Source organism: Chryseobacterium lactis, assembly GCF_003815875.1.
Lineage (GTDB): Bacteria > Bacteroidota > Bacteroidia > Flavobacteriales > Weeksellaceae > Chryseobacterium > Chryseobacterium lactis.
In genome coordinates this window covers 1318276-1338028 of the sequence record NZ_CP033924.1, presented here as the reverse complement: position 1 = coordinate 1338028, position 19753 = coordinate 1318276, and the positions used below count along the sequence as shown (strand labels likewise).

22 protein-coding genes are annotated in these 19753 nt (G+C 33.1%); 14 read left to right on the top strand and 8 right to left on the bottom strand.

The features are described 5' to 3' along the window. Window positions 1-2: 2 nt before the first annotated feature. Both EG342_RS05665 and EG342_RS05660 read left to right on the top strand, forming a co-directional pair. Entirely contained in the window at window positions 3-926 is a 924-nt protein-coding gene (locus EG342_RS05665; protein WP_103288787.1) for an AAA family ATPase, read from the top strand. Further along, the gene (locus EG342_RS05660; RefSeq protein WP_103288786.1) at window positions 910-2187 is read left to right on the top strand and encodes a DUF3871 family protein; all 1278 of its coding nucleotides are present in this window, start codon (window positions 910-912) and stop codon (window positions 2185-2187) included. The genes EG342_RS05665 and EG342_RS05660 overlap by 17 nt, the downstream gene beginning before the upstream one ends. A 19-nt stretch (window positions 2188-2206) precedes the next feature. Here EG342_RS05660 and EG342_RS05655 read toward each other — a convergent pair whose 3' ends face one another. Then, complete coding sequence (locus tag EG342_RS05655) at window positions 2207-2896, bottom strand: hypothetical protein (protein ID WP_103288785.1); 690 nt, start codon at window positions 2894-2896, stop codon at window positions 2207-2209. Between the two features lie 151 nt (window positions 2897-3047). Between EG342_RS05655 and EG342_RS05650 the strand changes: the two genes are divergently transcribed. From EG342_RS05650 to EG342_RS05615, 8 genes are all read left to right on the top strand, one after another. Continuing rightward, window positions 3048-4502: a hypothetical protein gene (locus EG342_RS05650; RefSeq protein WP_123868038.1), complete on the top strand. Its 1455-nt coding sequence runs from the start codon at window positions 3048-3050 to the stop codon at window positions 4500-4502. Continuing rightward, the gene (locus EG342_RS05645) at window positions 4502-5617 is read left to right on the top strand and encodes a tetratricopeptide repeat protein (RefSeq protein WP_103288783.1); all 1116 of its coding nucleotides are present in this window, start codon (window positions 4502-4504) and stop codon (window positions 5615-5617) included. Before EG342_RS05650 ends, EG342_RS05645 begins: the two co-directional genes overlap by 1 nt. A 9-nt stretch (window positions 5618-5626) precedes the next feature. Further along, on the top strand, window positions 5627-6823 hold the full coding sequence (locus EG342_RS05640) for a JAB-like toxin 1 domain-containing protein (RefSeq protein ID WP_103288782.1): 1197 nt from the start codon (window positions 5627-5629) through the stop codon (window positions 6821-6823). A gap of 2 nt (window positions 6824-6825) precedes the next feature. Next, a complete protein-coding gene (locus tag EG342_RS05635) occupies window positions 6826-7341 on the top strand; it encodes a hypothetical protein (RefSeq protein WP_103288781.1) in 516 nt (171 codons plus the stop codon). Window positions 7342-7350: 9 nt separating this feature from the next. After that, entirely contained in the window at window positions 7351-7884 is a 534-nt protein-coding gene (locus EG342_RS05630; RefSeq protein ID WP_123868037.1) for a hypothetical protein, read from the top strand. Further along, complete coding sequence (locus EG342_RS05625; protein ID WP_103288779.1) at window positions 7881-8369, top strand: hypothetical protein; 489 nt, start codon at window positions 7881-7883, stop codon at window positions 8367-8369. The genes EG342_RS05630 and EG342_RS05625 overlap by 4 nt, the downstream gene beginning before the upstream one ends. A gap of 74 nt (window positions 8370-8443) precedes the next feature. After that, window positions 8444-8680, top strand: a complete 237-nt coding sequence (locus tag EG342_RS05620; protein ID WP_103288778.1) for a hypothetical protein — start codon at window positions 8444-8446, stop codon at window positions 8678-8680. Between the two features lie 265 nt (window positions 8681-8945). Beyond that, on the top strand, window positions 8946-9326 hold the full coding sequence (locus EG342_RS05615; protein WP_103288777.1) for a hypothetical protein: 381 nt from the start codon (window positions 8946-8948) through the stop codon (window positions 9324-9326). Window positions 9327-9563: 237 nt separating this feature from the next. Here the strand turns inward: EG342_RS05615 and EG342_RS05610 are convergent, their stop codons facing one another. Continuing rightward, window positions 9564-9800, bottom strand: coding sequence for a helix-turn-helix domain-containing protein (locus tag EG342_RS05610; RefSeq protein WP_103288776.1), 237 nt, complete (start codon window positions 9798-9800; stop codon window positions 9564-9566). Between the two features lie 621 nt (window positions 9801-10421). Between EG342_RS05610 and EG342_RS05605 the strand changes: the two genes are divergently transcribed. Beyond that, on the top strand, window positions 10422-10844 hold the full coding sequence (locus tag EG342_RS05605) for a hypothetical protein (protein WP_103288775.1): 423 nt from the start codon (window positions 10422-10424) through the stop codon (window positions 10842-10844). A gap of 164 nt (window positions 10845-11008) precedes the next feature. On the opposite strand, the gene EG342_RS05600 is transcribed toward EG342_RS05605, so the two are convergent. From EG342_RS05600 to EG342_RS25450, 5 genes are read right to left on the bottom strand one after another with little or no spacing between them, the layout of a single operon-like run. Next, window positions 11009-11908, bottom strand: a complete 900-nt coding sequence (locus tag EG342_RS05600) for a glycosyltransferase family 2 protein (RefSeq protein ID WP_103288774.1) — start codon at window positions 11906-11908, stop codon at window positions 11009-11011. Between the two features lies 1 nt (window position 11909). Then, entirely contained in the window at window positions 11910-12878 is a 969-nt protein-coding gene (locus EG342_RS05595) for a glycosyltransferase family 9 protein (RefSeq protein WP_246008737.1), read from the bottom strand. Between the two features lie 2 nt (window positions 12879-12880). After that, the gene (locus EG342_RS05590) at window positions 12881-13300 is read right to left on the bottom strand and encodes a SufE family protein (protein WP_103288773.1); all 420 of its coding nucleotides are present in this window, start codon (window positions 13298-13300) and stop codon (window positions 12881-12883) included. A 45-nt stretch (window positions 13301-13345) separates the two neighbouring features. Then, window positions 13346-14443: a glycosyltransferase gene (locus EG342_RS05585; RefSeq protein WP_103288772.1), complete on the bottom strand. Its 1098-nt coding sequence runs from the start codon at window positions 14441-14443 to the stop codon at window positions 13346-13348. Continuing rightward, window positions 14443-14667 (bottom strand): uroporphyrinogen decarboxylase, encoded by a 225-nt coding sequence (locus EG342_RS25450; RefSeq protein ID WP_103288771.1) that lies wholly within the window; start codon window positions 14665-14667, stop codon window positions 14443-14445. The genes EG342_RS05585 and EG342_RS25450 overlap by 1 nt, the downstream gene beginning before the upstream one ends. Before the next feature lie 152 nt (window positions 14668-14819). Here EG342_RS25450 and EG342_RS05575 point away from each other — a divergent pair, with 152 nt between their 5' ends. Further along, window positions 14820-17357, top strand: a complete 2538-nt coding sequence (locus tag EG342_RS05575; protein WP_103289284.1) for an ATP-dependent Clp protease ATP-binding subunit — start codon at window positions 14820-14822, stop codon at window positions 17355-17357. 146 nt (window positions 17358-17503) lie between these two features. Here the strand turns inward: EG342_RS05575 and EG342_RS05570 are convergent, their stop codons facing one another. After that, window positions 17504-18031 carry a transporter gene (locus EG342_RS05570; RefSeq protein WP_103288770.1) on the bottom strand — a complete coding sequence of 176 codons (528 nt, stop codon included), beginning with the start codon at window positions 18029-18031 and terminating at the stop codon, window positions 17504-17506. Between the two features lie 192 nt (window positions 18032-18223). Here EG342_RS05570 and mnmA point away from each other — a divergent pair, with 192 nt between their 5' ends. Together mnmA and EG342_RS05560 are read left to right on the top strand one after the other, a co-directional pair. Next, window positions 18224-19411 carry a tRNA 2-thiouridine(34) synthase MnmA gene (mnmA, locus tag EG342_RS05565; protein ID WP_103288769.1) on the top strand — a complete coding sequence of 396 codons (1188 nt, stop codon included), beginning with the start codon at window positions 18224-18226 and terminating at the stop codon, window positions 19409-19411. 115 nt (window positions 19412-19526) lie between these two features. Beyond that, complete coding sequence (locus EG342_RS05560; protein ID WP_103288768.1) at window positions 19527-19736, top strand: hypothetical protein; 210 nt, start codon at window positions 19527-19529, stop codon at window positions 19734-19736. Window positions 19737-19753 lie beyond the last annotated feature (17 nt).

Here is a 19753-nt window from a genome sequence, read left to right as displayed (position 1 = left end):
CTATGCAATTAAAACAATCACAAAGAAAAAAAGTAAAACTCAGATTAGGATTATCTGGTGCTTCTGGATTTGGAAAAACCAAATCAGCCTTATTATTAGCCTATGGAATGACACAGGATTGGAGTAAAATAGCTGTTATAGATACAGAAAATTCCTCTGCTTCTTTATATTCAGACTTAGGGAATTACAATGTATTGGATTTACAAGCTCCTTATTCTCCTGAAAGATACATACAGGCCATAGAACTATGTGAAAACTCTGGAATTGAAGTAATTATTATAGATTCTATTACCCATGAGTGGAATGGTACAGGTGGATGTCTTGATATTCATGAAAAGTTGGGAGGAAGATTCCAAGACTGGGCTAATGTTACACCAAGACATCAGGCTTTTATTAATAAGATATTACAGTCAACATGCCATGTCATAACCACTACAAGAAGAAAGATAGACTATTCTCTAGATGTAGCTAGTAATGGAAAAACCCAAGTAGTAAAGCATGGTACTAAGGAAATTACCAGAGATGGCTTTGAATATGAACTTACTATTAATTTTGAGCTAGTGAATGAGAACCATTTAGCAAAGGCTAGTAAAGACAGGACAGGACTCTTCATGAACAGACCTGAATTTATCATTACCTCTGAAACAGGAAAGATGATTTTAGATTGGTGTAATTCAGGCATAAAATCTGAAAATGAATCTATTCCTATGGAAATTCCTTCCCAAATTCAGCAGAGAGTCTCTACAGAAGAAGAGGTATATAAAGCTATTCTGGGATGTAATTCTATAGCTGAACTTTTAACTTTATATAAAGAGTTTCCCCAATATCATAAGACTTTAAAGCCAGACTTTGAAGCTAGGAAAACATTATTAATTCACTCAACTAACCCTAATAATCAATTCAGTAGAAATGGATATGAAAAATAAAATTAACCCTGCTTCTCTAGAGGAAGCATTTGATGTAGAGATTTCAAAAACTACTAACATAATAGAGATAAATCATAGGAATACTTCTATTCCACCTGATTTACAGCTTAAGAGAGTGAATGATTTATCTGATAATAAATCTCTAGGTAATATTTTCCTTGATAATGAGGATTTTGAAGATGCAGAAATATTCTATCCAAGCAGGATGAATATTCCTGACCAGCCCAAAGGTGAATCCAGCACAGTAGATAATAAGCCTGAATCTTTAAATGTAGTTCAGGCTTCTTTTATGTCCAATCTCAAAGTAGAAAGTCACTCTACTGATATGACTGCTGGAAATAATCAGCCCAGCCCATTTATTATGGCTAATACACTGGAAGCTACATTACATCACTTACAGAATGATTGTATTATTCCTGTATTCTCTAGAGACAATGAAAAAACTATTGCTCATCAGGAATTTATAGAATGTATTATCAGTGCTGTAAATAAAACTTTTCCTTACCAAAGCATTACAGCCCCTGAAATTAGGGTATCTCATCAAATTAAAGGCAGAACTCCTTCAGCTATTTATAAGCCTGTAAAAGAGCTTTTAGAGCATGAAAAGACTAACTATTATGAAAGAATGGCATTTATTATTAAAGTTCCTTCTATTACTGAAATAGTGAATGGTAATGAACTTTCTCTAACTATTGGTGGAGTAAGAGCATACAATCAGGAGAATCTCTACAGTAAGAAATCCTTAGAAAAGTTCAAGTTCTTCATTGGATTTCAGAATAAAGTATGTTGTAACCTTTGTGTATCTACAGATGGATTCCTTGAAGACATAAGAACTTCTAATGCTAATGATTTATACAGCAAAGCAGTAGAAACTATACAGAACTATAATGCAGAGCTACATCTCATAGAGATGAAGGAGCTTACACAGGATTATCTATCAGAACATCAATTTGCCCAGCTTATAGGTAAGAGTAGGTTGTATCAACATTTACCTAAAACAGAGAAACAGAATATTCCTCTACTTAATTTCAATGACAGCCATATTAATACTATGGCTAAGGATTACTATGAGGATAAGAATTTCTGTAGAGAAGATAATGGAAGGATTAATCTCTGGGATGTTTATAATCTTTTTACACAAGCTAATAAAAGTAGTTATATAGATACTTTCCTTGACAGAAATTTGAATGCCTTTGAGTTTACTAAGGGTATTCAGAAAGCACTTAATGGTAATTCAGATTATCATTGGTTTTTGAGTTAGCTAGACTGCCCCATATAATTTAGTTTATTATGGGGTAGTTTTTATTTTTTATAGATTCTCTATTCTTTTTCAGTTTGTGTTCTTCTAACATGTTAATTAAATTGTTAATTTTAGTATATTGGGTATAATAGCTAAAATAAAAATCTCTGACATAATACAATATTGGAATAACTAATGCAATAATCATAAATAGCAAAATGGTTGTTAGCAGGATTTCCTTCAAGTTTTTTTCACTAATATCATATAATTTTTGGCACAAAGAATTAAAAACACTGAGTGAAAGAACAGAGAATATTCCTGAAATAAATATAAATGGGATTTTCAATGATTGTGACTTTTCTTTCAATAGAGATATAATGTTATCTTCCATTTCAATCAAATGTTGACTTTTTAAATATTTTTCTAACTCTTCAAAAAAATAAGTATTCAATTTTTTTAAGTCATAACTTTTGTTCTTAGTACACTCTGGAAATACCTTTAGTAGAGTATAATAACTAAGAAGCTTCATAACATACATAAGTGCTACAAGCAATGGAACAATAAGAGAAAACCACCAAAGATTATCCTTTATAATGAATAAATATATAATACCTGCCCCTAGAATAAGATAAATAATTATAACAAGATAGAAATAAAAAGAAAAATATTTTTTTATTAAGCCTGTTAAAGTTAAGTTCTTATAATAGAATTGAATAAGTTCATTTAACATATTAATTAATTTTATAAGTTAATTTGATTGAGCAAATATCAACATTATTCTTTTATACTTCCAACAATAAACATGTCACAAATGGCAATAAATTATTCTTGTATTAGAGAATTTTCTTATCTTGCAACATGTCTAAAACACAGAAATATATATGATGAAAAAGCTACTTATTTTGCCTTTGTTTTGTATCAGTATGTGTGGATTGGGGCAAATTCCTAATTTACCTACTACATCAAGACCTAATGCCAGTAGTTTTCATAATTACTCTAATCAGAATTATATCAGTCCAGCAAAGTCTGTAGTTCCCTCTGTTCCTCATGGTGGGTTGTACAATTCTAGAAGCTCACAGATTCAGCAACAGAATGCAAGAATGATGGAAGAAGATTTTAGGAAAGTAGCTAAGGAGCAGGAACTCAGAAATAAACAGGAGAACTATTACAGACAACAAGCCTTAGAAGATTCTTATTATAACCTCCCTTCATTTTCAGGTAAAGCAGGAACACAATCTTATTATGATGCCTTTAATAAACTTTCTGGACTTGATAGTAATAATTTCTCTATAAGTGAAGCTAATTTCATTGTGGAGAATGCTTATTATGGAGATAAACAAAATTATAATCAGTTTAAATCTGGAATTCAGAAAACAGCAAAACAACTCTTACAGAAAATGAAAGAGAGAAAGCAGGATCTTGAAAGTAATACAGATAAAAATCTGATGATTTTTGAATATCTTTCTAAAGGTATGAAGCTTGGAGGAGTTCAGCACAAAGCTATCAAGTATGACTTTGAGGATTACATGGGTGCAAAGGATTGGAGTAAAATGTTTGTTTCCAAACTCCTTAAAACAGGCTCTGGGCAATGTCACTCCATGCCTTTATATTATTTGATGCTGGCAGAGGAAATGAATGCAGAAGCTCATTTAGCCTTTGCTCCAAACCATACTTATGTCAAGTTTAAGGATGAAGAGGGGGAATGGCAAAATGCAGAATTAACCAATGGTATATTTACTACAAGCTCAATAATTCTGGAATCAGGCTATATAAAATCAGAAGCTTTGCAGAATGATATTTATATGAAAGAACAGAGCAAAAAAGAGCTATTAGCCCAATTCTATGCAGATTTAGCTAATGGCTATGCCCATAAATATGGAATGGATGAGTTTGTGGGTAAGACTTTGGATAAAGCTCTGGAATATTCACCCAAAAATATTTATGCAAACCTGCTAAAATCAACTTTTCAACAAGCTAAACTGCAATATGTAGCAGGTCAATTAGGAATTAAGAACCTTGAAAATCCTGAGGAACTACAAAATATCAGATTTTATCCAAGAGCATTGGCTCTGTTACAGGAAACTAAAGCCCAGTTTAATAATATTGACAATTTGGGTTATATACCCATGCCAGAAGGAGCTTATGAAGAGTGGTTGGGGAATATGAAAGGTGAAGCCAACAGACAAAAAAGTGAAGCTCTTGCTGAAAGAATGAAACAGATTAATGCTGAAAAGCAAAAACAGAAACAACAGGAATCTTTAAGAAAAGCTCAGGAACAAAAGAAAAAAGAATCAGAGAAACCACAGTATTTCCCTATAGACCCTAATAAACTATAATGAAAAAATATTTATCTCATAAAACTATATCCTTTATATCCTTAGTATTTGTATGGCTAAGTTCAGGAATAGTCAAGGCTCAAAATAATCAGTTCTACAATGATTCCTACCAGACCATTGACAATATGCTGAATAATAAGCAAAAATACAGCTTCAAAGAGGCTGTATTCAGTGTGGAAAATGCTTATTATCAGGGGAAATTAGACACAGTACAGCTCAATAATGAAATCAGGTTCTTAACAAAGTTTGCCAAAACTATTGTAGCTAACAGGGATTTAACCTACAAACAGTCTGATAAAGACAGAGTAAGCAAATATGCAGCAATATACTCTATTATGTGCCAGACTTTGCCTATTGCTGTAAAAGATACAGTAATACAGTATAAGCCTTTCAATTATGATTTTAATGATGTATTTGGGCATAATGATATTACTAATTTGTTTGTTTCAAAATTGTTGGCTACCAAGAAAGGAAATTGTAATTCTATGCCTTACCTGTATAAGATTTTGGCAGAAGAATTAGGAGAAACAGCCAATTTAGCCTTAGCTCCTAATCATGTGTACATTAAACATCAGATTAAATCTGATGGATGGTACAATACAGAGCTTACCAGTGGGATGTTCCCTCAGGATTCATGGCTCATGGCTTCTGGATATATACACCTAGATGCCATTAAAAATGGTGTGTTTATGAAGGCTTTGAATGATAAGGAAAGTTTAGCATTGTGCTTATTTGATTTAGCACAGGCTTACAATAGGAATTTCCCTGGCAATGATGGAGAATTTGTATTAAAAGCTGTAAACAGGGCAATAGAGGTTTACCCCAATTTTGCCAAAGCTCTTATTCTTAGGGCTGAAACACATAAAGAGCAGTTTACTAAGTTAATGGATAAATACAATCTCAAAACTGACAATCCACAAAACCTGAAAATAATTCAGCAGAAAGACTCTACAGCAAAGGAACTCATGGAGCTTATGACACAGGAATATGGACATATTTATGACATAGGTTACAGACAAATGCCAGAGGAAATGTATTTAGACTGGCTTGTTTCTCTTAGAACTGAGAGAGATAAATATGAGAATAAAAAATTAATGAATAACTTTACAAAATAACAAATGACTATGAAAAGAATTGTACTGACTGGATGTGTACTTCTCACTGGAATTACACAGGCTCAGGTTAAGAAAACCCAACTTAAGCCAACAAGTGAAAAGAAATGGATTAATCCTGTAAAACTTACTAAAGAAGAAAGAAGTAGACCTTATATGGATGAAGTTCTTAAAACCAGAGATACTTTAACTCCAGAGGAAGCAGAAAGAAGAAGAAAGAATATTGCTGTTGGGAATCCTTTTAAAAAATATGGCTATTATCCTAAGATTGCAACACTGAGCAAAGGAAAATATCTGGAATTTCATGATATGGATACAGTAGTTAATATTGGTTCTATAAAGTACAATAAGAAAACCAAAGAGATTACAGAGTTTAGGGAGATAGATTTGAGTGACCCAGATGCACAACCCTACTTAGATACAGCAGGGAGATGGTTTTCTCCTGATCCATTGAGTGAAGAATATTCCAGTTGGTCTCCTTATAACATGGTTATGAATAATCCTATAAGTAATATTGACCCTGATGGAAGGCAGGTTTTTACTGATTTTAAACTTTTACAGGATGGTACAGTTACCAGAGTTGACCCAAATGATGGAAGTGAGAAAAGAAATGATGATAGACTATTTGCTACTGACAAAAAAGGAAATGTGACAAATACAGCTCCAGTTATAGTAGATAAAGCTAAACCAAATGATGGAAGTATTATTAGTAGCCTAGCTACTGATTATGGATTAGCTGAACCTAGATATCCTAAAGGTATTAATTTTGGAAGAACAACAAATCCTACAGATGCTGCTAATGTATTTATGTTTGCAGCTAAAAATTCTGATGTAGAATGGGGATTAGAAGCTTTTCAAGTAGGAAAGGGTGTTTCTTATACTGTATTTACAGGACATGATGATGATTCTACTCCTCCTAATTTTTTTAATCAGTCTCCTTCAAAGTCATTATTTAACATCCACTCCCACAAAGATGTTAATGGACCTTCTCCTATAAATGGACAAACTAATGGAGATTATGGTATTTCAAGAGGAGGAGATAATTATTATTATAGAACTACAGGAAAAACAGATTACCCCTCTCATTACCTATACTATGCTCCTAGCAAAGGAAAAAGTAATTTATGGATGTATCATTGGAGAAACAAAGACATATATAAAAAGGATTTAGGTACAAGTACAATTAATTTGAAAAATCTAGGAAAGTAATTATGAGAAATATTATATATCTTTCTATTTTATTATTTTTTTCATCTTGCAGTAAGAATCAAGATGAAAACAACATTTTTTCATCTGATGAAATATATAGAACTGTAATAGAGGGGGTTGATACAGCAAAAAAAGATATTTCCAAAGCTGACAGCATCTTTTATGTTTTCAACAGATATGATACACTAATAGTAATGTCATCTGAACATGAGGATATACTACAACCAACCCAAACAATAAAAAAAGAAGGTTATTTTAAATATAATAAAAATAAAATTATAGTAACTGAACCTTACAAACCTACATTTCAGTTCTTAAAAGAAAATAATAAACTTATACCTATTAAAGAATATGAAGGAAAATATCCTTATTATGATGGGAGTGATTATCAAAAAGGACTAATTTATAAAATAAAAGATTTAAACCATTTGGAGTTAATAGATAAAGGTAATCTAACAAAGTACTTCCATAGAATCCCTGAGTATGAAATACCTATGCCACCTGCCCCAACAATGTAATATAAGAAAATGAATAAATTAGTAGTTCCTCTACTTGGCTTAATGTTATTATATTCTTGTAAAGAAGAGGTAAAAAATCCTTATTTTACTTCTGATGAAATCTATGACAAAGTCATAGAAAGTACTGATATAGTACATAAAGAAATTTCAAAAAAAGCAAGTTTATTTTATGTATTGAACAGATATGACACCTTAATTATTCTTTCTGTTAAATATGAAAATGTTATTAAACCTACTTTTATGATAAAGAAAGAAGGAACTTTTTATACTGACAGTTGCAAAATTATTGTTACTGAGCCATATTACCCAAAGTTTCAACTTATTAAAACCCCCAACAAGCTAAAGCAGAATGATATTGAAAAGTACCCATTAGCCTACAATGGTGATGATTATCAAAAGGGTGTTATGTATAAAATCAAGGATGTCAATCATTTAGAACTTATAGCTAAAGGAGATTTAAGAAAGTACTTCTATCCTATAAAGGAATATGAAATCCCTGCTCCTCCTCCTCCTCCAAAAGAATATCTTAATAAAACAGAATGAAAAAACTGCTATTAGTACTGGTAGGATTGATATTTTTATCCTGTAAACAAGAATCAGGTTTGCAAGATGACTTATATAAAGTAGTTCTTGATTATCAGAAAAAGAATCCTATTCCCACAGATGAAGAGATAAAAAAGAAAACACCATTCATTAACCCTAAAGATGAAAAGTACATCTTTGAGTTAATTTTTGACAAGCAAGAGAAAGACACATTGATACATATTACTTTAGAACCAAGGGGTGTAAAACAAGTATACAACCCTTATGGAGTCTATAGTGATATTAATTTAAAGCCAACTTATATTATTGATGAAAGTAAGATAGGGAAGAACTTTATTAAAGAATACAAGAAAAAAAACTTAGATAAATTCACTTTTAAAGATTTTGTAATTAATGATGCAATGTATCCTGAATATATTTATAAAATCAAAGGAGAAGAGCTAATATTAATAGACTCTATAAGGGGTAATATGGGAAGAAAATAATATTTTTTTAATCCTTAGTATTTATCAGTATAAATTACATAGCCTCTAAAGTATAAATATCTACAATTGCAGAAATGGATGAGAAAAAAATAACACTGGAATATATTCTCAATGGAATACAGCTTAAATTTAATGTCTCTGAAAGCTTCCACCCAACAACACATATATTTGATGATATGGCTGATTTTTTAGCATTTGAACATTCTATACTTGAAGATGAAGAAGATTATTACTCTACACTGGATAAACTAGACATCTTAGTAAGGAAAGCTAAATATTATTATTTAGAGTACTACAAAAAGGAATCTTAGCCCTAAATTTTAAAATTTTAATTTTTTTTGAGGAGTTGTTTATACATAGGTTCCCCTCATATCAAGTACCCCCTTTCTAAATTTTCTAAACTCCCCCACCCCCCTCTAGCCTATTGAGATAAATTCTCTGGACAGAAATAAAGATATTCTGATTTATTTTACATCTTAAGAATCACCTCATCTTTTTTTACTCTGGCTCACTGCCACCCACAACTCTTCATCATCTCTAACATATTTTGAGTATTAACTCAAAAATATATAAATTATGAAAAGACAATTTAAATCATTTGTAGCTAAGGTTGAAATGTTAAAATCTGAAAGAGCCAATGAAGATAAGAATGGGCTTATGCCTGTAATTCTAATAGGCATTGCTGGAGAAATCCCTAGTAAAACTGTTATTAGTGGTACTGTAGCTCAAAGAATGGGAATATATGAAGGAAGTATATATCTGTTTCAGGCTAATGAAATAGAATCAGATCCTTTGTATGGAAGACAATTTAACTTCATGGCAATATCTAAGGAATTATCTGCTATAGAGACATTGCAAGCTAGTGATTTTGTAGGTAAGCTGAGGATAGTAAAGGTAGATTCCTCAGAGGATTTTGAAGAATTTGTAGCTGATACTCTACAGCTAGAAAATGCTTAATAAAATGCCACCTTATTAATTTAGGGTGGTATTTCTTATTAAATCTTATTATTGTATCAAGTTTTGTAATCACCTATATAAGTAAGATCACAAAATCTGGTACATATTATCATGGCAATGTAATGAATGTAATAGTATATTTTACCCTAGAGACTCACATGTAGATTCAACATAGAGGGGATATTGGATGGAAAATCCTTTAGATCAAAATATAAAGATATTATATAAATAGCCTTTTTAAGCTTCTGTAATTTCTATATCAAAGAATTCCTTAGGATGAATTTCCAAAGCATCTGCAATTCTGAAAAGGGTATAAACAGTAGGATTAGTTCTTCCTTGTTCTATTCTTGAAATATTAGTTACATCAATATTACCCTCCATTTTTCCTACAAGATCAAGCTGAGAAAAACCTTTACTTAGTCTTATCTCCTTAATCTTATTTCCTACTGATTTTAAAATTTCTGATTTCTCCAACTTGTCATATATGATAATTCAAAGTTAATTTCTATTTTTACTGTTTATAATGTCATTTATGACAATGTTAAATTTTTAAATTAAATCTGTTACTATGAAAACAATCTTATCCCTCCATTATCAACACATTTTAATACTTCTTATATTACTTGCTGTACTCTCTGCATTTGTAGCTTTTATTTATTGGATATTTAAACCAAGAAGAAAATAAGTGAAAAAATCATTTAAATCTAGGCTAACATTTGAGTTTTATGTATTTATTAATTCTGTTGTACAAATATTCTCATGTATTACAAAAGATATTATTGACAGTATATTAAATATGAATAAGAAATACCATTGGTTAATAGGTGCATTTTTATACATGTTACTTAATTCAATAATTCCTTTATACTATTTATTTATAGGGGATATAAACAAGATTTTTAAAGAAGGAAGCTACAACACAGAAACAACAGATTTTGTAACATACTACACTTCATTTAGAGTCTCAGTCTATATTTTTATAACTACAATAATAATATTTATAATCAGGCAGTACATAAATATTAATAGGCAACTAAGAAATAATAAAAACAAAGACCACTCAATGTAGAGTGGTTTTTTAATACTTAAATCTTTATGAAACCAAAAATACCTTTTAGAATAGGCTACCAATATGATAATTGGGAGCTAGATGTAATAACCCTACCAGACAGAATCCCAGAAAATGATCTATATATAAGCTATCTTTGGGTTGGAAATGAAACTAAAATGTTCTTAAATTTCCCTCCACACAGGACAGAGCTTATATTTTATTGGGACATTTTAAATACTGTAATTCTGACTTTCCTAGATAGAGACATAGAATACTACTATAAAATATTAAATGCTCTGGAAACTAAGTTTGGGCAATCAGAAGTGCTCAAAAATAAAAGAGCAATTATTAATAAATACAAAACTAAAAATATTGAATATTGGTGTATTTATAAATTAAGAACCATAACTATACAATATGGAATAAGTCAGACTATGAACAGAATATATAATACTCTATTATGTTAGTAGTTTTTATCATAAAGGCATACTTTTAGGCATACCCAAGAAATGAAATCCTTACAAAGTATGATGAATACAGAGAAAATAAGAATTATGGAGAATCCCTCAGGGCCCACAAAATCTCTCAGGAAACTGGGAGATTTTTTTGTTTTTAAATCATTTGAAACTTTTTATTTCATCATTCTCAAAAGAAGTCCAAGCTTATATATATCCAGATAACGGAGGCTCACATTTCCTTTTGTAAGCTTTCTTTTGACACTTCCCTCTCCCATGGTAAATAAAAAACTAAAAACAGCATTAAAGGGCATCTTCTTGAACTTATAATACATTTTTACAAGCTTTACTTCTGACAGTTTCAAACTCAAATGTTGATCTTTAAGCATATTGGATAAACTGTCCACAGACTCTTCTACTTTACCGATATAAACGATGTTGCTTTCAAGATCATTATTAAGAATCGGGTTATCAATATGATCAATTTTGACATTTTCCGCTTTTAAATCCATTGCAAAAAGAAGATCTTCATAGCCGTATTTCTGAAATTCAGGATTAAAGCCTACTTTTCCCAATACCTCCTTTCGGATCATAAAATTATTAGTCTGAAAGCTTAAAAAGGGTTTTTCTTTACGTAATTCTACAGGAAGGTTTTCTCTTTCAACTGCAAATTTCCATCTTAAATAATGATCCTGATCCGGATTTAATTCTGATACCTTTCTACCGCCATATATAACAGTGGCACTGGGATTCTCCAGTATAAATTGAATATATTGTCGTAAGAAATTAGTATTGACGATTTTCCCGTCGCAATCGAGAAATAATAGATATTGACCTGTAGAAAATTGTAAGAATAAGTTACGAATCCGGGATCGTCCTATATTTTTTTCAAGAAAAATAAAATTAAAAACCTCATTCTGTAAGGGTTGATTAATTTGCTTATAATGTTCTTTTGAAGCATCATCAATTAAAATAATCTCAGCATCAATATGATACGCTTTAATTTCTTTTTTTAAATCAAAAACTAATTCACGAACATCAAAATTATAAACCGGAATACAGATGGAAAGCTTCATTTCACAAGATTTTCTCAATCACTTTTTGAATATCAAACTCTTCCAAACACGCCCAATCTCCTCTGTAACATTCTTTATCACCAAAAACGGAACACGGTCTGCATGTTAAATCTTTTACCTGAACCACATCTTCTTCGCTTTGACCAAATCCTAAAAATCCTGCGTAAGGGTGAGTCGCTCCCCATACCGAAACACAACGGGTTCCTACAAGGCTTGCTAAGTGCATATTGGCAGAATCCATTGAAACCATGACTTCTAATCCGGCGATTTTATTAAGTTCTTCTGTAAGATTCAACTTACCGGCAAGGCTTTTAGTATTAGGAATCTCACGTTCCCATCTTTCAAGAGTTTCGGCTTCGGCTTTTCCTCCTCCAAAGAAATATACGGTATGTTTTTGAGCTAAAATTCTAACCAATTCATAGGATTTTTCCAGGGGAAGCATTTTGCCTTTATGTTGAGCAAAAGGAGCAAAACCTATTCCTGATTTGGATCCTGAAGCTGGCCTCAGTTTTTGTGAAAGCTCCACTTTAAACCCCATCGCCCTGAAAACATCTGCATACCGTTCAACGGTTCTTTCCAGCTGAACTTTATTCAGATTCCAAACATCGGTAAGGTGGTCTTTTTCCTCTTTTCCTTTATCTATTTTAAAAACCTTTAGTCCTTTTCTTCTATAAATTTTGTCTATGATTTTAGTCCTGATCACATCATGAAGATTAGCAATAAAATCAGGATTAAATTCTTTGATCAGCTCGTTACTTAGCCTTCTTAGACCAAAAAATCCTTTATAATCGTCTACATCTATTCCTTTAAATATAACATTTGGAATGCCCGCAAATAAAGCTTCAAAGTTTTTTCTTGAAACCATGACAATTTCCACATCAGGATTCTGTTCCAGAAGCTCTCTGAAAACAGGAACCGTCATGGCAACATCTCCAAATGCAGAAAAACGATATGCTAAAATTCTGGTCACAACTATGATTTCAATTGATAAGCAACAGCGTAAAATTTGATTTGTTTGGTCATCGCCATCAGACCGTTGGCTCTGGATGGTGAAAGAAATTCCTGTAAGCCGATTTCTGCAATAAAAGCAAAGTCAGAATCCAGAATTTCCTGGGTAGAATGTCCACTATAAATACTTACCAGAAGAGAAACAATCCCTTTAGGTAAAATTCCGTCAGAATCTGCATCAAAGAAAAGCTTACCCTCTTTAAATTCGGCATCAATCCATACTTTGCTTTGACAACCTTTAATCAGATTTTCTTCGGTTTTCTTGTCTTCCGGCAGCCCTTTCAGTTCTTTTCCAAGATCGATAATATATTCATATTTCTGCTCCCAATCTTCAAGAAATGCAAATTCATCAATTATTTCCTGCTGTTTTTCCTTTATGGTCATCTTTAATCAAATTTCTTTATGCAAAGATAACCAATTTTGTAAAGATTATTTACCTGATGCTTTTTCAAAAAGCTGAAGAATTTTTGTTTCTTCATTCTCCCAGCAGAAAACATCTGCAGCTTTATCGAGTTCAGTTTTGTAATATAACCTTCCTTTTTCGAGTATTTTATGAATCGCTTTTTCGATGGTAAGGGGTTGATGATCCGTAACCATTTCACCAACATCAAATTGATTTTTTATGCGCTGCATTTCCGGAAAATTAATCATCACCAGTGGCACTCTGGCCTGAATATAATCACATACCTTGTTAGGAAGCGAATAATAGTAACTCACTCCATTGTTTTCTTCAAGACTGAAGCCTACATCTGCCGTTTTTGTCACTTCTCTCAGATTTTCAGGCTTAAGCTTACCAAGAAAAATTACTTTATCCTGAAGCCTTTCCTGGATAACAAGATCTTCATAAGTCTTTTTCCTAGGCCCATCACCAGCTATTTTCAAAACAGCGCCTTTCATATGATGCATAGCCAGAATCACTTTCTCAATACCACGGGACTGATTAATTGCGCCCTGATACAGAATTATTTTAGGATTATTATCCGGCACTTCTTCTATAGGAGGAAGTTTTCTGGGAATATTTCTTACAACAACCGCATTAACATTATATTTTTCATGAAACCACTCCGCATAGCTTTCACTCTCAGTCATCATAAACTGAATCTTAGGAAGAATACTTTTTTCCAGCACCCGCCAGAATTTCTGTGAAAATCGGTTTTGTATGGCCGGCATTTCTGTGAAAATTTCATGACTATCGAAAACCAATGGAATATTCAATTTTTTCGCAATGAGATAATTTGGCAGAATTGCATCAATGTCATTGGCATGAAGTATTGTGTTTTTGTCAGCTTTTTTCTTCAGTTCATGGTACAGTTTCCAATTAAACTCAAAATAGGCCGTTTTTAAACTGGTAGATTTTATTTGTATTCTGGAAAAAGGATATGGGCGTTCCATTTTTTCACTTCCGCCCCAGTCATTCCCGATCAGCTCTACAGGATATCCATTATCAAAAAGGGTTTTACAAACCTTTTCTATTCGCTGGTCTGTATACAGATTACTAAAAGCTGAAGTGAGTATTTTTTTCTTCATCAGGCTTTCTTTCTTATTATTAAATGGTAGATCTGAATGAAACAGATTAATCCATTAGGGATAATAACCGGCCATAAAGGCCCGCTAAAGAAACCGTAAATGACAAAACAAAAACAGCCAATCATGTTAACGATTCTGATTTTTCTCACATCTTTCAGTATGAAACTCAGTACGATAAAAACTGAGGCGGAATATCCGATGTAAGTAGTAATTTCAGGGCTCATGACGAATTTTTAAGGATAACAAACTTAATCATTTTCAATAAGATAATAAAATTTTTTACTGCCATAAAGTCATTAATTGATTTTTGGTAAAATATTTGTAATTTAGATAATGAATAATTGGCAACGTTGCCATTATTCTAATGAGATATATTATGGATTATAAGTTTTCACAAGGTTTGAGCCAAGTGTTCAAACAAAGCAAAAGCGAAGCTAAAAGGCTGAAAAGTGAATTTCTTAATACAGAACATCTACTTTTAGGTATTATAAAAACGGAAAACTCTGCAAAAGAAATCCTTCAAAACCTTAATGCGGATTTAACACAAATCAGAAGAAAAATTGAAACTCTAAATACAGCAAGTCTAAATCCTATTTCTGAGGAGGTTACCAATATTTCTTTCACCAAAATGGCGGATCATGCCATTAAACGTGCGGAGTTAGAATGCCGACAATACAAAAGCAATGAAATTAATACCGTTCACCTGCTTTTAGGTATTCTATATAAATATGAGGATCCTACTTCAAATATTCTGGGAGCTTATGACATCGACTACGAAGGAGTTTCAAAAGAATACCAGACGATGCTTAAAAATTCCGGTCAGGCACCACAGATGAGTGCTTATGATGACGATGATGAAAGAGAGGAATTTGAGCAAATGAGAAAGCCTACAGGAAACTTAGGCTCAGCAAAAAGCAAAACCCCAACGTTGGACAACTTTGGTAGAGATTTAACGTCTTTAGCCAGAGATGGAAAACTGGATCCTGTAATCGGGCGTGAAAAAGAAATCGAGAGAGTTTCTCAGATTTTATCCCGTAGAAAGAAAAACAACCCGCTTCTTATCGGGGAGCCGGGAGTTGGTAAATCTGCGATTGCAGAAGGATTAGCTTTAAGAATTCAACAAAAAAAGGTATCCAGGGTCCTTTACGGAAAACGTGTGATCACTTTAGATCTGGCAAGTTTAGTTGCCGGAACAAAATACCGTGGTCAGTTTGAAGAAAGAATGAAGGCCATCATGACGGAGCTGGAAAAAAACAGAGATGTCATCTTATTTATTGATGAGCTTCACACCATTGTAGGTGCAGGAAGTTCTACAGGAAGTTTAGATGCATCCAATATGTTTAAACCCGCTTTGGCAAGAGGTGAAATTCAATGCATCGGGGCAACCACTCTGGATGAATATCGTCAGTATATAGAAAAAGATGGAGCTTTAGAAAGAAGATTCCAGAAGGTAATGGTGGAGCCTACTTCCATTGATGAAACCATTCAGATTTTGAATCAGATAAAGGATAAGTATGAAGAACATCACAATGTAGTTTATACCCCTGAGGCCATTAATGCATGTGTCAATCTGACATCGAGATATATTACAGACCGTTTCTTACCGGATAAAGCTATTGATGCAATGGACGAAGCTGGATCCCGTGTTTATATTAAAAACATGAAAGTTCCGACTGAGATCATTGATTTCGAGAAAAAAATCGAGGACATCAAAGAAATGAAACAGAAAGCCGTAAAAGCTCAGGATTATCTTGAGGCGAGAAAGCTTAAAGATGAAGAAGAACGTCTTCAGATGGAACTGAATGCAGCTCAGGAAAAATGGGATAAGGATGTAAAAGAGAAAAAAGAAACCGTAACGGAAGAAAATGTAGCTGAAGTGGTTTCCATGATGAGTGGAGTTCCTGTAACGAAAGTTGGCAAAAATGAGCTTGATAAATTAGCTCAGATGGACGAGAAGCTGAACGGAAAAGTAATTGGTCAGGAAGATGCTGTGAAAAAAGTAGTGAAAGCTATTCAAAGAAACAGAGCCGGTCTTAAAGATCCTAATCGTCCGATCGGTACCTTTATCTTCCTTGGTACAACCGGGGTTGGTAAAACAGAGCTTGCTAAAGTAATGGCGAGAGAGCTGTTCGAGTCTGATGAATCTCTGATCAGAATTGACATGAGTGAATACATGGAGAAATTTGCTGTTTCGAGATTAGTTGGTGCGCCTCCGGGATATGTAGGATACGAAGAAGGTGGTCAATTAACGGAAGCGGTAAGAAGAAAACCTTATGCTGTGGTTCTTTTGGATGAGATTGAAAAAGCTCACCCGGATGTATTCAATATTCTGTTGCAGATTCTGGATGAAGGACACGTTACCGATAGTTTAGGTAGAAAGATTGATTTTAGAAATACAATTATCATTCTTACTTCCAACATCGGAACAAGAGATCTTAAAGATTTCGGAGACGGTGTAGGATTCGGAACTTCAGCTAAAAAAACAAGTTCGGATACAAGAGCAAGAAGTACAATTGAAAATGCCCTTAAGAAAGCATTTGCTCCTGAATTCTTAAACAGAATTGACGACATTGTGATCTTCAACTCTCTGGTACAGGATGATATCAAGAAAATTATTGATATTGAACTGAACAAGCTTTATGGCAGACTTGAAAAACTAGGTTATAAAGTAGAATTAACTGAGGAAGCAAAAGACTTTATTTCTGAAAAAGGATGGGATAAAGATTTTGGAGCAAGACCATTGAAACGAGCAATCCAGAAATATATTGAAGATTTATTGGCAGAAATGCTGGTTAACAAACAATTAAATGAAGGAGAAACCGTAGTTCTTGATCTTAATGATGCTAAAGATGCATTAATAGGAAAAACGCAGAAGACGAAAAAATCAGCTGCTGAAAAGTCTTCTCAATCATAATTAAATAATTTATACCATAGAAAAGCACCGGAAGTTTCCGGTGCTTTTTGTTTTTAATTGATTTTATGCTTGCTAGATGAATTCTGTTATATTTAAACACATAATTTTGTTGAAAAACATCAACGCAAAAGATTTTTATATCATGATTAAAGTCCCACCACAAAGCCGATATTAGGAATTAAACCACTTGAAAATACACTTGTTCTTTCTTTATAAAGTACATTGTACATCAATCCTATCTGCATAAAAGAATTATTGCCTATCCTTTGCATATATCCACCACCGAGATACAATGCATTTTCTTCTCTATTGTATTTATAATCATAGTATTTATCTCTATAATTAATAAAATAATGCTGATAATTGGCACCCAGATAAAATGATCTTCCGATATAGTAATTGGCAAATGGACCTACTCCAAACATTGTTGATCTGAAATAATCTGAAGTCTGCCAGGAAACACTTCCCACGACCCCTGCTTCCAAATCATTTGTAAGCCTGTATCCTACTCTTGGAGAAGCTTGCAGATAAAATGAGCTGTTGCTTCCAAAGCCTAGCCCGATTCCTCCTCCAAAGGTCCATTTGTTATTTTCTTGAGTTGGCGTTCCCACAGAAATTTGTGAAAAAACGGTTCCTGAGAACAGAAGCATTAACGGAATAATAAACTTTTTCATATGTATATTTTTATTGTTTACTGGTTAAATCCTTTCGTCATTGCATTTGAATTGGTGTTAAATAATAGCGATTGATAGGACTATCGTTTTTATCAATGTTTAAAATTATGGTTTTTTTACGAATTTTTTAATTGTATTTTTGCCGCATCAAACTAAGAACTCCCGTTAAGAGTTTCGTAAAATTGAAATACAATGAAAATAGTAGTAGGCCTCTCAGGAGGTGTAGACTCCAGCGTTACAGCATATTTGCTACAACAACAAGGCCATGAGGTAGTGGCATTGTTTATGAGAAACTGGAATGATGCTTCGGTAACACTAGAAGATGAATGTCCCTGGATTGAGGACAGCAATGATGCCCTGATGGTGGCACAGAAACTGGGAATTCCTTTCCAGGTGATCGATATGAGCGAACTTTACAAAGAACGTATTGTGGATTATATGTTCGATGAATACCAGAAAGGAAGAACTCCAAACCCGGATGTTTTGTGTAACAGAGAAGTAAAATTTGATGTTTTCATGAAAACGGCAATGTCTCTGGGTGCAGACAAGGTGGCAACAGGTCACTATGCAAGGGTCAATTCGACTTTTGATGAAAACGGAAAAGAGATTTTCCATCTTCTGGCCGGAAAAGATAATAATAAGGATCAGTCTTATTTTCTTTGCCAGCTAAGCCAGGATCAATTGTCTAAGGCTTTATTTCCTATCGGAGAACTGACTAAGCCTCAGGTAAGAGAAATCGCAAAAGAAATCGGATTAGTAACCGCTGATAAAAAAGATTCGCAAGGATTATGTTTTATCGGAAAGGTAAGTCTTCCCCAATTTTTACAACAACAGTTGAAACCCAATGAAGGTGAGATTGTAGAAATTTTCAAAGATTCTCCTTTATTCCAGGAAGAAACACCTGTATTCTCTTCTAAAGAGGAAGAGCTGAAATTTTTATCCAGAAAAATCAATTATAAAAAAGCTGACGGAAAGGTAATCGGAAAGCATCAGGGAGCACAATTCTTTACGATCGGACAAAGCAGAGGATTGGGAATAGGTGGCCATAAAGAAAGCTGCTTTATTGTTTCCAGAGATATGGAAAATAATATCCTGTTTGTAGGAGAAGGAAGTCATTTCCCGGGACTTTACAAGAAAGCCCTAAGGATCGATAACTCGGAACTGCATTGGGTACGTGAAGATCTTAGGCTTGAAAATGGCGCTTCCCTAGAAGTATTGTCAAGATTCAGATACCGACAATCTTTGCAAAAAGCTACGCTTTATCAGTTTGAAGATGCCCTTTATGTAGAATTTGATGAACCTCAATCTGCTATTGCTGAAGGCCAGTTTGCATCATGGTATATTGATGATGAATTGATCGGAAGTGGCGTGATTTCGTAAGGTTTCGGGCTTCCGGAAAATGTAGTGTTATTGCTTTCTAAGGAAAATAAAGTTTTTCTGTAACGTTTTTAAAGTTATCATACTTACTGAGTAAATAACAATAAAAAATACTACTATGAAAACGACTACAAAAAACCAGTATGCTTATGCAAACAATATCCTGATTTCAGTTGTATCCGCTGTTTTTGGTTATAACCTTTACCAGGCCATTGTACATCCGGAAAAATCAAACATTGCTCTGACCCTTATTTTAGTGGTTCTAACCTCCGTTATGGTTCGAAAGTATGGTTATAAGCCCATAAAAGACAAGAAGAATGATATTTAAAATCATTAACCTATATA